The organism is Nocardia sp. NPDC020380, from assembly GCF_044386975.1.
GTDB lineage: Bacteria > Actinomycetota > Actinomycetes > Mycobacteriales > Mycobacteriaceae > Nocardia.
This window is the reverse complement of sequence record NZ_JBIRVQ010000018.1, coordinates 132,602-148,201: the sequence shown is the minus strand read 5'-3', so window position 1 is coordinate 148,201 and position 15,600 is coordinate 132,602. Positions and strand designations below refer to the sequence as shown.

Sequence of the window (15,600 nt, the reverse complement as noted above, 5' to 3'; positions counted from 1 at the left end):
CCTAATACAGGTATCAGACCGGAATCGCTCCGTCTTCTCCGGCCGTCGCGAAGCCATACGGACGGCCCCGCCGCCGAGCATATGCCCGGCGGCGGGGCCGCGAGTTACGTCCTGGCTGTCAGTAATTCGGCAGGGCGTAGTCCTTGGTCTTGGGCTCGAAGAGCTTCTTGCTCAGCGGCAGCATCACTTTCGAGGTCAGGATCCGCATGTTGAACCGTGCCGCCGCGAGCCCGAACTTGCCCGCGGGCAACATGAACTTGACGCCGCCGCCCGGCAGTTCCTTCGCACCCTCCAGGAACGGAGTGAGCTTCTCCTGGTAGCGCGTCTGCGCGCCGGCGATATCGGCCGGGGTGGCGGCGATTTCGCCGGCCAGCAGATAGGCGCCGACGAAGGCCATGGCGGTGCCCATACCGGTCAGCGGGGAGCCGCAGTAGCCGGCGTCGCCGAGCAGGGTGACCCGGCCCTTCGACAGGTTCGCCACATCGATGCGTGCGAGCTGGTCGAAGTAGAAGTCGGGGGTGTCGTCCATGGCCTCGAGAATGGTCGACGCCTTCCAGCCCGCACCGGCGTAGGTGTCGCGAATGAATTGCCGTTGCGCGGCCGGATCGCGGTGCAGCGCCGGATCGTGGTCGCGGCGCACGGTGAGGATGGCCTTGGAGGTCGCCGGATCACGATCGGGGCGAATGGCGAACATGGCTCCCGGGATATTGCAGCCGGTCAGCCAGCCTTCCTTGGCGTCGGCCGGGGTGGGGATGGAGAAGAACGCCATGTATCCGCCCAGGTGGGTGGCGAATTCTTCTTCGGGTCCGAAGATCATGCGGCGGGTGGCCGAGTGCACGCCGTCGGCGGCGATGACGAGGTCGTAGCGTTCGGTGCGGCCGGAGGCGAAGGTGACGTCGACGCCGCGCGCGTCCTGTTCCAGCTGTTCGATCCAGTCGCCGTAGCGGTAGTCCAATGGTCCGTCGGTCTCGGCGATGAGGTCCAGCAGCACCTGATTGAGATCGCCGCGGGAGATTTCGATGTCGGCGGCCGGGCCGTTGCCGTCGAACATGTGGACCGGCAGTTCGGCGTACTGCGTGCCCTGTTCGTTCACGTAGATCCAGCCGCGCTCGTCGAGCTGGAGCTTGCGTACGCCGGGCATGAGGCCCATGCGCTCGGCGACTTCCTTGCTGGCGCTGCGGAGGTCGACGGCCTGTCCACCGGGCCGGGGAGTGGCAGCGCGTTCGACGACGGTGGTGTCGATGCCAGCGCGAAGCAGTTGCAGCGCAACGGCATTGCCGGCGATGCCGCCGCCGGCGACGAGGATGCGGAGGTTCGAGGTGGTGCTCATCGGGTTCCCCTTGTGATGCGGTTTGGTCGTTCCGTCTTAGACAAATGTCTAACACATGGATGGCACAGCTGTCTAGAACAAATGTCTAAGACGCTGGTAGGGTGGGGTCATGGGAAACCGAGAAGACCTGTTGACGGGCGCGCGCCGGGCCATCCTGGACCGCGGCCTGGCGAAGGTGACCGCCCGTGACATCGCCAATGCCGCCGGAGTGAGCCTGGCCGCCATCGGATACCACTTCGGATCCAAGGACCGCCTCGTCATGGAGGCGATCACCGAGGGCATCGGCGACGCGGTCGGCGACGGCATGGAGGCCGCGATCGTCGGCGCGGGGGAGGGCCGCTCACCCTGGGAAGGGATGGGCCCCACCTGGAACGGCCTGATCGACGTCATCCAGCAGAATCGCGAAGCGCTCCTGCTGAGCACCGAGAACAGTGTGCAGATCGCCCGTGACCCCGAGGCGCAGCAGTTCATGACCACGGCGACCCTCGAGGCGCACCGCGGCATCACCGACGCGGTCCACCGCGCTTATCCCGAGATGTCCGAGGCGCAGACCGACGCCGTGGCCAAGCTCTACTTCATCCTCTTCCAGGGCTTCGCGGTGCAGTGGCTGATCGCACCCGAGGCGCCGCTGCTCGACGGCGACGGACTGGTCACCGCCATCGAAGCCCTACGCGGGCAATGATTCCGGCCCGGGCGACTCACCCCGGCGGCACATGCCGCAGCCGCGTCATCGCGATCAACGCCAGCAACAGCGCCGCACCCGCCGCGATAGCGGAGGTCAGGTGCATCCCCATGAGGAACGCCTGCTTGGCGGCCTCGGCCACCGACGTGCCCAGCTTGCCCGGCAGCGTCCCGGCGACTTGCAATGCCGCGCCGAGGGTGTCGCGCGAATTGTTGGTATCGGCGTCACTGAGCCCGAAGGGCAGGGTATTGCCCAGCTGACCGCGGTACAGCGCGATACTGATACTGCCCAGGATCGAGATGCCGAGCGCCCCACCGAATTCGGCCCCGGTCTCCGACAGCCCGGACGCGGCCCCCGCCTGCTCCGGCGGAGCCGTGCCGACGATGAGCTCGGTGGTAATCCCGAAGACCGGCGCCAGCCCGAACGAGACCAGCAGCGAGGCGGCGATGGTGAGTTCCACGCCGCCGCTGGCGGTGATCCGGGTGAGCAGCAGCAGTCCGCCCGCGGCCATGGTCATGCCCACGCCGATCATGTAGGCCGGCCGCACCACCTTCATGATCCGCGGGCCCAGCTGGGACCCGATCATGAACCCCAATCCGGCTGGAATGGTGGCGATTCCGGCCCGCAGCGGCGACATGCCCAGCACCAGCTGGAAGTACTGCCCCACGAACAGGAAATACCCGAACGCCACGAAGATGGCGACCATATTGATGGTCAGCGCGGTGCGGAAACTGCCCAATCGGAACAACCGCAGATCCAGCATCGGCTCGTCGGCGGTGAGCTGGCGGCGCACGAACACCACCCCGACGACCGCCCCGATCACCAAGGCCCCCACCGAGAGTGGCCCCGGGCCGTTCTGCGCGACTTCCTTCATGCCGAAGACCAGCAGCAGCACCCCGAGGATGCACAGTCCCGCGCTGATCAGATCCAGTCTCCCGGCATGCGGATCCCGATACTCCGGCAACACCCTGGGCGCGAGGATCAGCAACAGCACCATGACCGGAACCGCCAGCAGGAACACCGATCCCCACCAGAAGTGCTCGAGCATGATGCCACCGGCCAACGGCCCGACCGATCCGCCGACCGAATAGGACCCGACCCACACGCCGACCGCGATGGAACGCTGATGGGGATCGCGGAACATGCTGAAGATCAACGAGAGCGTGGACGGCGCGAGCGTGGCTCCGGCCACGCCGAGGATGGCGCGGCAGCCGATGAGGATGGGCGCCGAGGGGGCGAAGGCCGCGATGACCGACACCACCGCGAAGGCGGCGGCGCCGGTCATCAATAGTCGTCTGCGCCCGATCCTGTCGCCGATGGTGCCCATGGTGAGCAGCAGCCCGGCGACCATGAAGCCGTAGACGTCGATGATCCACAGCAATTGAGAGCTGGTGGGGTGCAACCGCTCACTGATCTGTGGCACCGCGAGGTGCAGCACGGTGAGATCCATGGAATACACCAGGCATGCCAGCGCGAGGACCGCTAAACCGGTCCACTCGCGGCGTGTCACTGCGAGACGACCTCCGTCGTCGGCGGCAGTAAACAAAGGGGCAGGTGTGTCCACGATGACGTCCTCCATCCGCATACCGGCAACCGCGCCGGCATTAATGATGTCGGTTTCAGGATCTCATCTATTAACGGCGCAAAAACCCGTATGCCGGAAGGCAATTCACATTATTCGCTGATGTACTTGCGAGTGTGCGTGCACTTGAAGCTCAAACGTTTCGCGGTTATCTCGAACCGTCCGGTCTGGGCAGCCAGGCGGGCCCGTCCTCGCCGTATGGCGGTGCGGGCCAAGGATGATCGGGATACTCGGCGAGCGCGGGCCGGGCGGTGGTCACCGCGCCGTGCGTGACGGCATATCGCTGGTCCGGATCCTGCGCGGGTGCATGATCCGGCGTCCGGCCCGCCGCCGACAGCAGCCAGGATCCCGTGCGAGCCAGTGCAACTCGCACGTCCCGGCCCAGTCCGTCGCGCTCGCGGGCATGCAGCGCGTCGAGCACCCCGGCCGCCAGCAGGTAGCCACTGGCGTGGTCGAGGGCCTGCGCCGGCAGCGCCCCGACCCCGTCCGCATGCGGTGAATTGCCCGGCATGCCTTCGATGAGTGAAATTCCGGAGGCCGCTTGCACGATGCTGTCGAAACCGCGTCGATCACCCCACGGACCCTGCTCACCCCATGCCGAAACTCGCCCGTGCACAATTCCCGGACTAATTTCCGAGGGTTGCACACCGAGCCGTTTCAAAGCGCCCGGTCGGTAACCCGTGACGAGAATGTCCGCATTGCTGATCAATTCGCGAAAAACAGGGAGATCGGTGTGCAAATCGAGTAGTGTGGACCGCTTCCCTTGGCAGGTGTCCAGATACTGCCAGTGGATTTCGGGTAGCTGGGGCGGATCCACCCGCAGGACATCCGCGCCCAGCAGGGCCAGCGCACGGGTAGCCACCGGTCCCGCGATAACTCGTGTCAAGTCCAGTACACGGATCCCGCGCAGCGGCAGCAGTTGGGTTGCCGCGGAACGGGATCGCACCGCACCCCGATCGGCCCGCGCCTCGACCGCGACCAACGGCCCCGCCGCGGCCGCCTTGCCCTGCGGGCTGTCCGCCCACTCGGCCTCCGCGCGCACCCGCACCGCGATCGCACCGGCCTCCTGCGCCCGCGCCTCGACCTCCGCGGCAGGCAGTGCGGCAAGCCGGTTTTCGAGCGCCGCCCGCGAGGCATCGGCCGGCAACTCCAGCGCCGTCAGCAGGCGAGCGCGATGATGCGGATAGTTGGCGTGCGTACGCACCCAGGCGTCCGCAGCACGGAAGAACCCGGACAGTTCTGCGAAGCCCTGCGCGGGCAAGCCGTTCCGGCGGAACAGCCGATCACTCGCGAAGGCCGCCGCTACCCGACCCGGATCGGGCACGCTCTCCAGCGGCGCCGATCCGTAGGCCGTGCGGCGCCGGTCGGCCGCCGCCCCGAACGCCGCCACCGCGCCGCCCGACAGCGCCCACACGGGCAGTGTCGCAGCCAGATTCGCGCCCGGATCGACTGCGGGCATACTCGTTCGGGTGACCCCGACCCCGGACTCGTAATCGTGGACCAGCGCCTCATACGTACCCACGAGTCCGACACTAACGCTTGAAGGAGGACCCGCCGTGGTGGCAAATCTCACCGGCACAGACTGGCTGCGCACCCTGAAATCGGCCGCCGACCCGGCGATCGTCCTGGTGTGCTTCCCACCCGGCGGCGGCTCGGTCACCGCATACCGGACACTGGCGCAGCGATTCGATTCCGGCACCGCGGTATTCGGCGTCCAGTATCCGGGCCGCCAGGACCGCCTCGGCGAACCCCTCGTCCCGGCGCTCACCGACCTCGCCGAACAAGCCGCCCGAGACCTGCTGACCTGGCCGCGGACCCAGCGCCTCGCCCTCTTCGGCCACAGCATGGGCGCCACCGTCACCTACGAAACCGCCCGCCGCCTCGAAGCCGCGGGCCGACCGGTCGAGCACCTGTTCGTATCCTGCCGCCCGGCACCCGATTTCGACGAACCCGGCACCTTCCACAAAGGCTCCGACAGCGACCTCATCGGCCAGCTCGAACTCCTCTCCAACGACCCGGAATCGGTCCGCATCCTGCGCGCCGAACCCGGCCTTGCCGAAGTAGTGCTGCCCGCCGTCCGCAACGACTACGAGGCCGTCGAGACCTACCGTCACCAACCGGGCGAGCCGCTGAGCACCCCGATCACGACCTTGCTGAGCACCGCCGACCCGACCACCACCGAGGCGCAAGCGGGGGAGTGGCGGCGCTTCACGAGCGGCGACTTCGAGCTCGCCACTTTCCCGGGCGGCCATTTCTACCTGGATCTGCCCGAAAACCAACCCGCCATCGCCGAACTGATCGCCCGGCGGCTCCGCTAGGCCTGGCTCAGCCCCAGGTACTCCGACTCCAGCACGAGATCCTTGAGCAGGGACTGGTATTCGACATGAGTACGGTGCTCCACCGTGCGCCAGTCCTTGCCCTCGTGCTGCCGCATGTACCGCAGATAGTCCGGAGCGCCGGGCACCCCGACATTGTCGGCGACCACCATCGCGCCCGGCCGGAGCCACCCGGCGGCCAGGATCGACCGCAGGTCGGCCAGATAGGCCTCCTTGGTGTGGTCGAGGAACAGGAAATCGGCTGCGCCCGGCCCGAAATCGTGCTCGACCGCCAGCGTCCGCAGGGTCGCACCCCCATCGCCGATGGTGCCGACCACCACGCTCACGCGCTCGGCGAGCCCGGCATGGGCGATGATGGCCCGCGCGATTTCCGCATTGGGAGCGCTGAATTCGACCGACACCAGTCGCGCGGCCTCGGGCATCACCCGCCCGATCCGCACCGCGCTGTAACCGAGATAGGTCCCCAGCTCGAGCAGCAGCCTCGGCTCGGCCTTGCGCACCGCGGCATCGAGGATCAGCCCTTTCTCGTCCCCGACATTCACCAGCATGCTGCGGTGCCTGGCGAAATCGTCCATGGCCGCAAGCACACTCGCGGGGTCGCCCGCTGTCGCGTTCGCCAGCACATGATCCCGCGCCGTCGCCTCCCGCCCGTCTCCCCACTGCCCGGTTTGCATGAAAGAGCGATATCCCCGCGCCATCCCGATGGCGGACTTGACGAGGTAGGGGATCCGATCCTTCATGTCGCCCGCCGCATCGCTTGCCGCCGGCGCAGCAACCAGTAGAAACCGAACCAGGACACCACGACACAGACGACGACCAGCACGCGCACGAGCTCGAGATCGCTGCGCGGATAGAGCACCCCGGTGATGTAGTGGTCGATGAAGCCGCTCGACGGCAGTCCGGCCTCGCCGGCCTTGTGCCGAGCCCAGTTCTCCAGCTCGGTCAGCGGGCAGTCGACCTTGAACAACACCGTGCTGAATCCCCAAGCGACAGCGGGAATGTGCAGCCAGATGGTCCAGCGCCACCGCCACGCGATGAATCCGCCGACCACCACGTAGATGACGAACGCGAAATGTACGACCGCCGTCGCATCGGCCAGCAGCCGGTACCACATGAGCCCAGCATAGGCCCCGGAACAGGGGAGGGGCAGTGAGTGGCATATCCACACGCAGATATGCGCATCTAACTATATGTAGCAGGGCGAGTCGGTCGGCAGGGGAGCGGGGCCGCCGCGCCCGCAACATCGGCCTAAGTACGGGGAGAGGTAGGAGTGGCAACGGGCCGGCGGCGGATCGGGGGCGTCGTGGATCGGATCACCCCAGGTCACGCTCAATTGCAGTTTATTACATATCTATACACGGATATGCGCATCTAAGCATGTCTTGCGTTCTCAACTGGAGGTCCAGTCGAGACGGAAAGGAACTGCTCAAAACCACAAAGAGGAGAGGGGCGGCCCGGCTCGGAAGGGCTGGGCCGCAGGGGGTTACCAGTTGGAGGGTTCGTAGTCCTTGAGGAAGCAGCCGTAGAGGTCGTCGCCGGCTTCGCCGCGGACGATGGGGTCGTACACGCGGGCGGCGCCGTCGACGAGGTCGAGGGGTGCGTGGAAGCCTTCTTCGGCGAGGCGGATCTTGGTGTAGTGCGGGCGCTCGTCGGTGATCCAGCCGGTGTCGACGGCGGTCATGAGGATGCGGTCGGCCTCGAACATTTCGCGAGCGCTGGTGCGGGTCAGCATGTTCAGCGCGGCCTTGGCCATATTGGTGTGCGGGTGGCCGGCGCCCTTGTAGCCGCGGGCGAAGACGCCTTCCATGGCGGAGACGTTCACGACGTACTTGCGGCGGGCCGGCGAGGCGGCCATGGACGGGCGTAGTCGCGAGATGAGGATGAACGGCGCGACCGAATTGCACAGCTGCACTTCGAGCAGCTCGGTGGCATCGACCTCGCCGATGCTCTGCACCCAGCTGTTGGTGTGCGCGAGGTCGGGGACCAGGCCGCCGGCGTCGATGGCGACGCCCTGCGAAATGCGTTCCGGCGTGGCCGATCCCGCGACGAGGGCGAGGTCGGTGATGTCGGCGGCGGTGAGGCTCGGGGTGAGGGATGCGGTGAGCGCGGTCGGGTGCGCCTGCATGGTCTTGCCGAAGGTGAGGACATCGGGCAGTGCGCCCGCGGGCAGCGGCCCGTTCTCGGCTTCGACGAGGGCGCTGTAGGCGCCGGTGGAGCGGCGCACGGTCTGCGCGGCATTGTTGATGAGGATGTCGAGCGGGCCTTGGGCCGCAACGTCATCGGCGAGGGCGACGACCTGGGCGGGGTCGCGCAGGTCGATGCCGACGATGCGGAGCCGGTGCAGCCAGTCGGCGCTGTCGGGCTGGGCGGCGAAGCGGCGGACGGCGTCGTTGGGGAAGCGGGTGGTGATGGTGAGGTGGGCGCCGTCGCGCAGTAGTCGCAGTGCGATGTACATGCCGATCTTGGCGCGGCCGCCGGTGAGCAGGGCGCGGCGTCCGGCGAGGTCGGTGCCGGCGTCGCGTTTGGCGTGGCTCTTGGCGGCGCAGTCGGGGCAGAGCTGGTGGTAGAAGGCGTCGACGCGGGTGTAGCGCTGCTTGCAGATGTAGCAGGGGCGCGGCCGCAGCAGTTCGCCGGCGCTGCCGTCGCCGGTGCTGGAGCTGATGGGGATGCCCGCGGTTTCGTCGTCGATGCGGTTGGGCGAGCCGGTGGCGGTGGCGGCGACTACGGCGCGGTCGTTGGCCTGGACGGCGTCGCGGGCTTCGATGCGCTTGCGGCGCTTGAGTTGCTTGAACATGTGGCCGACTGCGCGCTGGACGGTGAGGGAGTCCGGATCATCCTTGTCGAGCTGTCCGGCGCGTTCGATGACGCGCAGGCAGATGGCCAACTCTTCGGGGTCGATGGTCGAGGAGTCGGTCGGGTACGCCGGGGTGCTGTGCTCGGCCATCGGAAAGCGGGGTGATCCTTCGTGCGGGGGCGGTTGACCGAGTCATTCTCTCATTGCATTGCCGCAGTGTTTGCCGCCCCCGCCTGCGGGCCCGGGTGGCGGGCCTATTCGGCGGCGGCGCCGATGGGTTGTAGTTCGCCCGCGTCGCGGTCGCGGCCGAGGTGGCGGGCGCGGTCGGCGAGCAGGGTGAGGAGCCGGTCGGGGATTTCGGTGCGGACCTGAATCAGGGCCTGCCACACCACATCCGGTGTTTCGGTGGTGAGGGCGTCGAGGAATTCTTCGACGTCGTCCATGCCGTCGATGAGTTCGAGGATGCGGGCGCGCCCGTCCTGGTCCTGGGCGAGGGCGACGTCGACGAGGGTGTGGATGGTGTCACTGCGGGAGGCGGTGTGGACGGCGGTGAGCAGTTGCTCGCGGGTGAGGTCGCCGAGGCAGGAGGCGAGGATGGGTTTGGCGGTGTCGGGGATGGCGTCGACGAGCGGCAGGGCCTGGGACCACAGGTCGTGTTCGGCGGTGCTGGTGATGATGCGCCGCAGCACGTCGGGTTCTTGCAGGATGGGTAGGGCGGCCATGCGGCGGCGGTCGCCGGCGTTCATGGCGAGGGCGAGGGGGATGAGCGCGTCCCAGAGTCCGGCGGTGTCGGCTTCGCGGATGAGTTCGCCGAGGCGTCCGTCGGTCTGTTCGCCGACGCGGGCGGCGATGAAGGCGAGCTGTGCGGCGGGCAGGTGTGCGGCCAGGGGGAGCAGGTTGGTCCATTGGCCGCCGTCGAGGGCACTGTCCATGATGGCGCCGAGCACGGTTGTGTCGTGGACGGGCGGGCGTTCGGCGAACAGGCGCAGGCTGTCGTGGCTCATGGCGCTGGTGATGGGCAGCAGGGTGGCCCAGGCGTCGAGTTCGGCGACGGCGGTGATGAGGGTGTCGAGGACGTCGCCGCCGAGGCCGGCGGCGATATCGCCGATCCAGGCGCGGTTGTGGGGTGCGATGGAGTCGAGCAGGTCGATGCCTTCGGCCCACATGTGTTGTTCGGCGGCGGCGCGGATGACGCCGGGGACGCGGTCGGCGACGATGTGCAGGACGTTGTCGATGGCGGATTTGTCTTCGAGCAGGAAGGCGATGCGCAGTAGGTCGGCGTCGCTCATGACGGGTGCGGCGGCGCGCAGGGCGGGTTCGGGGACGACGTGGACGAAGCGGCCCATGGTGATGTGGTCGCCGCGCGAAAGCAGTTCGCGCGCAACGTCGGTGACCATGCGGGGTGGGACGGCGGCGATGATGGCGGCGGTGCGGCGCGGGTCGAGTCCGGTGGCGCATTCGGCGAGGAAGGGCCCGGAGAGGGATTTGGCGATGTCGACGGCGCGGTTGGGTTCGACGGCGCTGGCGACGGCGGCGCAGAGGATGGGTCCGAAGGCGCGTTCGGCGATTTTGGAGCTGATAGCGACGGGCACGATCTTGCTGGCGGAGGCGACGGCGCGCAGGCGTTTGGTGTCGCGGTCGAAGAGCCGGTCGGTGACGCGTTCGCGGTATTCGCGGATGGCGGCGGGTGGCAGGTCGACGAGGAAGTCGAGTTCGGTGGGGTCGCTGATGCCGAGCAGGCGTGCGAGTTTGGTGATTTCGGCGACGGCTACCAGGTGTTCGCTCACAGTCCGAGGGCTTTCTTGACGGCCGGGCGCATGAGGCGCGGGACGAAGTCGAGGGAGGAGGACAGGGCGGCGTCGAGGGTGTCGCGCCGGCGGTCCATGGCGTCGTGCAGGAGCCGGTCGAGTTCGGTGAGATCGGCGTCGGTGAGCTGCTCGAAGGCCGCGGGCAGGGGTGCTCGCAGGGTGTCGCTGAGCTGGCGTGCTGCGTCTGACATCGGTGTCTTTCCGGTTGATCGTACTGCCGGTACGGGTTCCGATACTGGCAGTACGTTCGGTGCGAAAGCAATGTGCTTCTGATGGACCGGGCTGTGGTATCTGTCACTTGACGTGCCGGTAACCAAGCGGTTTGTGTGGCCGGACGGCGGAGATCTTGCGCGTACTGGCGGTACGTGTATGCTTCGCCCGTGGCTCGAAGCAGTGCCGGTTCCGCCCCGCGGACAGTGACCCGCGACGACATCGTGGATGCGGCGATCCGGGTGATCGATCGGGACGGCCCGCGGCCCAGCATGGACGACATCGCCCGCGAGGCGAACATCACCAAACCCCGGCTGTATCGGCAGTTCGCCGACAAGGGCGACCTGTTCACCGAGATCGCGACACGCATGTCGCGCCAGGCCTTCTCGGCCACCGGCGGCGATATGACCCTCATGCTGCAGCCGCCGCGCACCGCCCTGCGCCGGGTGTTCACCCAGTACGCGCAGGGAATCCTGGAGCATCCCAACGTCTTCCGCTTCCTGGGCCAGGGCCCGGTGGTGCAGCAGTCGGGTTCGGGTGTACTGCAACTGGATCTGGGCCGCGAGGCGGCCGCGCGATTGAGCAAGATGGCGCGCTCGGTGGCCGAGGCGGTGCCCCTCGAGACCGCGGGCCTGGACTATCTGTCCCGCGCGCTGGTCGGGCTGCTGGTGTCGATCACCGATCTGTGGCTCAGCGATTCCGATACCCCGGGCGCCGAGCAGACCGATGAGTTCATCGATCAGGCCACCGAGTTGGCCTGGGGTCTGATCGACGGGTATCTGCGCCGGCAGCGCATCGAGGCCGATCCGGACACGCCGATCTTCAGCACGCTCGCCGAGGTGAATCAGGCCCGCTCGGGCGAGCATTGACCCCTTGTTGACATCATGCCAATAGCCGTGCACCCTTGGGGGCAAGACGCGCAGGACCGGCGACGGCGCCGCGCGTGGGCACGACGTGAGGGATTGACGATGGCACGCCCCGCATGGAGCGACGACGAGGTCGAGGCGGTACGAGGACTGGCAAGCACCTTCTTCGAGAAGGAGGTGATCCCGCACGAGGAGAAGTTCATCGCCCAGGGCCATCCCGACCGCGCCCTGTACAACCGGGCCGGCGAACTCGGCCTGCTGTGCGCGGCCATTCCGGCCGAATACGGCGGTGGCGGCGGCACATTCGCCCACGAGGCCGCGATCATCGAAGCTCAGGCGCACCTCGGTGACGGGTCACTGGGAATGTCGGTGCACTCCTCGATCATCGCGCCCTACATTCACCAATTCGGTTCCGAGGACCTCAAACAGCGGGTGCTGCCCAAGGCGGCCAGCGGTGAGATGGTGCTGTCCATCGGCATGACCGAGCCCGGCACCGGCTCGGATCTGCAGAACATCAAGACCCGCGCGGTGCGCGAGGGTGACGAGTACGTCATCACCGGGTCGAAGATCTTCATCTCCAACGGCTGGCTGTGCGACGGCATCATCCTCGCCTGCAAGACCGACCCGAGCCTGGGCGCGGCCGGGGTCTCGCTGATCTTCGCCGAGGTCGGTGACGATGTCGAAGGCTTCAAGCGCGGGCGCATCCTGTCCAAGATCGGTGGCAAGGCCCAGGACACCGCCGAGCTGTTCTTCGACGGCCTGCGGGTGCCCGCTTCGAACCTGCTGGGCACGGCCGAGGGCCAGGGCTTCTATCAGATGATGCAGATGCTGGCTCAGGAACGCCTGGTCACCGCGATCCTGGCGGTGGCGATGATGGAGAAGGCAGTCGAGCTGACCGTCGACTACACCAAGGGTCGCGAGGCATTCGGCAAGCCGCTGTTCGCCATGCAGAACACCCGCTTCGAGCTCGCCGAGTGCGCGACCATCGCCACCGTGAGCCGGGTCTTCCTGGACGATTGCATCACCAAGCACCTGCGCGGGGAGTTCGATATCCCTACCGCGGCCATGTCGAAATACTGGTTGACCGACCAACTCGGTATCGTGGTGGATCGCTGCCTGCAGTTCTTCGGCGGCTATGGATACATGACCGAATACCCGATTTCCCAGTTGTACACCGGCGCCCGGGTTCTGCGGATCCTCGCGGGCGCCAACGAGGTGATGAAGGACCTCATTGCCCGCTCACTCTGACATGACGACAGAGCCGGTGGCCGGCGACGACATTCCGTCGCGCCGCCGCCGGCTCGAACCGGACGAACGCCGCGCGCAGATCTTGTCCTGCGCCATCGACATGTTCGGCGAACGTCCCTACGCGGCCGTGTCCACCGCCGAGCTCGCCCAGCGAGCCGGGGTGGCGCGCGGCCTGATCAACCATTACTTCGGCAACAAACGCGACCTGTACCTCGCGGTCGTGCGCCGCATGGTGACCTTGCCGCGGCCCGACCACATGCGCGCGCCGACCGGCACTCTGCGTGAACGTGTGGACGGCAGCGTGAACTGGCTGCTGGACACCATCGGCGAGCACGGCACCACCTGGGTCAAGGTCACCGGCCTGGAGGGCATCGGCGACGATCCGGAGGTGCAGCGCATCCTCGACGAGGCCGACAATGCCGCCGCCGAGCGCGTGGTCGCGATGATGGGCCTGTCGGATTCGCTGCACAGCGCCGAATTACGGGCGCTGGTGCGCTGTTACGGCGGACTGGTGAAAGCCGCGGGCCGCGAATGGATCGTGCGCAAGTCACTGACCCGCGCCCAGGTGCACGGCCTGCTCACCGATTCGCTGCTCACCCTCATCGGTGACACGTTCCCGAAGATCAACGACCCCAAGTGAACCCGGTCCTCACACGATGACCGGGGCTTGCACGGCCCAGTCGACGCCCTCGGCGGTGAGATAGCCGAGGAAGTCGGCGGGGTCGAAAGCCTGTGCGGGGGTGAGGGCTCCGGCCGGGGCCGCGCCGGTGGCCAGGCGGCGGGCGGCCTCCACCGCGATGACGGCGGTGTGGCGGTAGCCGTCGGTGCCGGTGACCCAGCCGCGGGCGCGAGTGCCGTCGGCGGCGGTGGCCTCGGCGAGCATGAGCCAGCGGGAGGCATTACGGGCGTCGAGGTCCGGGACCTCGGGGATGGAATCGACCACCTCCGGGGTCAATGCCGCGAAGAGGTCACCGGTTTCGGCACGCATGGCATTGCGGACGCGGCGCGCCGGGATATGGCGGGGGATGGTGGCGATACCGGGCAGGGCGAAGGCGGCGATCTCGATCGCGGAGGTTTCGCCGGGCGGGGTGAGGGGTGCGAGGGGCTCGCCGTGGGCGGGATGCCAGGCGCCGTCGGTGTATTCGAGGGCTTCGCCGGACAGGATCGCGGCCATGGATCGTGCCGTACCGCGAGAGGCGCCGCCCGGGACGGGGATCCGCAGATCGGCGATGAGGAAATCCTCGACGGGAGCGCCGAGGCGGGCGGTGGTGAGTGCGGCGATCAGGTCGCCGGGACCACCGTCATCGGCCATGGCGGGCACGATCGTGATGCCCGCGTGTTGTGCGGCGGCGCCGAAGGTTTCGAGGACGTGGTGGATGTAGCCCTGTTCGCCGGCGGTGTCGACATAGTGCACGCGTGCGGCCAACGCGGCGCGGATCACCGGTTCGCCCCACAACGTGAACGGCCCGGCGGTATTGACGATGGCGTCGCAGTCGGCGAATGCCGCGGTGAGGGAATCGATATCGTCGAGGGTCGCGACGCGGATCTCGGGGTCGGACAGTCCGGCAGCCTCGGCGGTGCGATGCAGCCGGTCCGCATTGCGCCCGACCAGGACGGGCACGAAGCCGCGCCGATGGGCCTGCGCGACGGCCAGCGAACCGGTGAACCCGCTGGCGCCGAAAACGGCAATTCTCATGGTCGGCAACTCCATTGCTGGTGAGGGGTGGAGCCGGGAAACGGCCCGCACACCACGCTATGGACTGCTGCCAGGACGATAAATGCTCATTCCTCCCGCTCGGATGTCCGATCGTCCGACCACAAGGCATGACTCGGTACGGTGGGTGAATGGACCTGCTCAGCGATGCGGTCGCCGCCATGCGCACCGGCACACCGCATTCCAATCGCAGCGAGAACCATGCCCCCTGGCAGCAGTCCTTCGCGGCGCAGGAGGGTGCGGGATTCCATGTGGTGCTGCAGGGTTCGTGCCGGCTCATCCCCAGCGCGGGCGACCCCATCCGGCTGCTGCCCGGCGATGTCGCCTTCCTGCCGCGCGAACGCGGCCACACCATCGGCGACAGCCCGCACCCCGACCGCCGCGACACCATCGCGGAAAAGACCGTGATGTTGTGCGGGGCATACCTTCTCGATCAGAGCCGCGCCCACCCCCTGCTGGCCGAACTGCCCGACGTCATCCATATCCCCGCCCGCGTCGGCCACCGCACCCCGCTGCGCGGCGCCATCGACCTGCTCGGCCACGAACTCGGCACCGATCACGATTCCGGCGCCATCGCACCACTGCTGGAAGTGCTGCTGCTCTACATGCTGCGCGCCTGGTACGACGACCATCCCGCCGACACCCGCTGGTCGGCCGCCCTGTACGACCCGGCCATCCATGCCGCCCTGGCCGCCGTGCACCGGGATCCGGGCGCGCCGTGGACGGTGAAATCCCTTGCCGCCCAAGCGGGTTTGTCACGCTCGGTGTTCGCGCAGCGTTTCACCGCGACGCTCGGTGTCGCACCGCAGTCGTATCTGACCTGGTGGCGGATGACTCTGGCCGCGCGCATGCTCCGCGATACCGACGCACTGCTGCGCGTCGTCGCGGAGAAATCCGGTTACACCTCCGAATACGCCTTCGCGAAGGCGTTCAAGCGCGAATTCGGTCTCGCACCGGGTCGTTTCCGGGCGGCCGCGCCGACGGAGATATCGCGTATCCGGCCCAGCGCATGATCCGGCGGGCGGGGAAT

The 15,600-nt window shown here is 67.8% G+C and carries 15 protein-coding genes; 6 read left to right on the top strand and 9 right to left on the bottom strand.

Going from position 1 to position 15,600, the window contains the following annotated elements; all coding sequences use genetic code 11:
- Positions 1–118 precede the first annotated feature (118 nt).
- The gene (locus ACH438_RS39310) at positions 119–1,330 is read right to left on the bottom strand and encodes an FAD-dependent monooxygenase (RefSeq protein ID WP_397014999.1); all 1,212 of its coding nucleotides are present in this window, start codon (positions 1,328–1,330) and stop codon (positions 119–121) included.
- A gap of 109 nt (positions 1,331–1,439) precedes the next feature.
- Here ACH438_RS39310 and ACH438_RS39305 point away from each other — a divergent pair, with 109 nt between their 5' ends.
- Positions 1,440–2,012 (top strand): TetR/AcrR family transcriptional regulator, encoded by a 573-nt coding sequence (locus ACH438_RS39305; RefSeq protein ID WP_397014997.1) that lies wholly within the window; start codon positions 1,440–1,442, stop codon positions 2,010–2,012.
- A gap of 16 nt (positions 2,013–2,028) precedes the next feature.
- Here the strand turns inward: ACH438_RS39305 and ACH438_RS39300 are convergent, their stop codons facing one another.
- Entirely contained in the window at positions 2,029–3,591 is a 1,563-nt protein-coding gene (locus ACH438_RS39300) for an MFS transporter (RefSeq protein ID WP_397015051.1), read from the bottom strand.
- Between the two features lie 151 nt (positions 3,592–3,742).
- Positions 3,743–5,116 (bottom strand): CoA transferase, encoded by a 1,374-nt coding sequence (locus ACH438_RS39295; RefSeq protein ID WP_397014995.1) that lies wholly within the window; start codon positions 5,114–5,116, stop codon positions 3,743–3,745.
- A 34-nt stretch (positions 5,117–5,150) separates the two neighbouring features.
- On the opposite strand from ACH438_RS39295, the gene ACH438_RS39290 reads away from it, so the two are divergent.
- Positions 5,151–5,912, top strand: a complete 762-nt coding sequence (locus tag ACH438_RS39290; RefSeq protein WP_397014993.1) for a thioesterase II family protein — start codon at positions 5,151–5,153, stop codon at positions 5,910–5,912.
- On the opposite strand, the gene ACH438_RS39285 is transcribed toward ACH438_RS39290, so the two are convergent.
- From ACH438_RS39285 to ACH438_RS39265, 5 genes are all read right to left on the bottom strand, one after another.
- Complete coding sequence (locus tag ACH438_RS39285) at positions 5,909–6,628, bottom strand: O-methyltransferase (protein ID WP_397015049.1); 720 nt, start codon at positions 6,626–6,628, stop codon at positions 5,909–5,911. The genes ACH438_RS39290 and ACH438_RS39285 overlap by 4 nt on opposite strands.
- A gap of 38 nt (positions 6,629–6,666) precedes the next feature.
- Complete coding sequence (locus ACH438_RS39280; protein WP_397014991.1) at positions 6,667–7,044, bottom strand: DUF2784 domain-containing protein; 378 nt, start codon at positions 7,042–7,044, stop codon at positions 6,667–6,669.
- A 369-nt stretch (positions 7,045–7,413) separates the two neighbouring features.
- A complete protein-coding gene (locus tag ACH438_RS39275; protein WP_397014989.1) occupies positions 7,414–8,874 on the bottom strand; it encodes an SDR family NAD(P)-dependent oxidoreductase in 1,461 nt (486 codons plus the stop codon).
- Positions 8,875–8,978: 104 nt separating this feature from the next.
- On the bottom strand, positions 8,979–10,511 hold the full coding sequence (locus tag ACH438_RS39270) for a hypothetical protein (protein WP_397014987.1): 1,533 nt from the start codon (positions 10,509–10,511) through the stop codon (positions 8,979–8,981).
- Positions 10,508–10,723 carry a hypothetical protein gene (locus ACH438_RS39265; RefSeq protein WP_397014986.1) on the bottom strand — a complete coding sequence of 72 codons (216 nt, stop codon included), beginning with the start codon at positions 10,721–10,723 and terminating at the stop codon, positions 10,508–10,510. Before ACH438_RS39265 ends, ACH438_RS39270 begins: the two co-directional genes overlap by 4 nt.
- Before the next feature lie 189 nt (positions 10,724–10,912).
- Here ACH438_RS39265 and ACH438_RS39260 point away from each other — a divergent pair, with 189 nt between their 5' ends.
- The 3 genes from ACH438_RS39260 (at position 10,913) to ACH438_RS39250 (ending at position 13,496) form a co-directional block, all read left to right on the top strand.
- A complete protein-coding gene (locus tag ACH438_RS39260; RefSeq protein ID WP_397014984.1) occupies positions 10,913–11,611 on the top strand; it encodes a TetR/AcrR family transcriptional regulator in 699 nt (232 codons plus the stop codon).
- A 99-nt stretch (positions 11,612–11,710) separates the two neighbouring features.
- Positions 11,711–12,856, top strand: coding sequence for an acyl-CoA dehydrogenase family protein (locus tag ACH438_RS39255; RefSeq protein ID WP_397014982.1), 1,146 nt, complete (start codon positions 11,711–11,713; stop codon positions 12,854–12,856).
- Position 12,857: 1 nt separating this feature from the next.
- Entirely contained in the window at positions 12,858–13,496 is a 639-nt protein-coding gene (locus ACH438_RS39250; RefSeq protein ID WP_397014980.1) for a TetR/AcrR family transcriptional regulator, read from the top strand.
- A 9-nt stretch (positions 13,497–13,505) separates the two neighbouring features.
- Here ACH438_RS39250 and ACH438_RS39245 read toward each other — a convergent pair whose 3' ends face one another.
- Positions 13,506–14,552: a saccharopine dehydrogenase family protein gene (locus tag ACH438_RS39245; RefSeq protein ID WP_397014978.1), complete on the bottom strand. Its 1,047-nt coding sequence runs from the start codon at positions 14,550–14,552 to the stop codon at positions 13,506–13,508.
- A gap of 149 nt (positions 14,553–14,701) precedes the next feature.
- On the opposite strand from ACH438_RS39245, the gene ACH438_RS39240 reads away from it, so the two are divergent.
- Complete coding sequence (locus ACH438_RS39240; protein ID WP_397014976.1) at positions 14,702–15,583, top strand: AraC family transcriptional regulator; 882 nt, start codon at positions 14,702–14,704, stop codon at positions 15,581–15,583.
- The last annotated feature ends 17 nt before the right edge of the window (positions 15,584–15,600 follow it).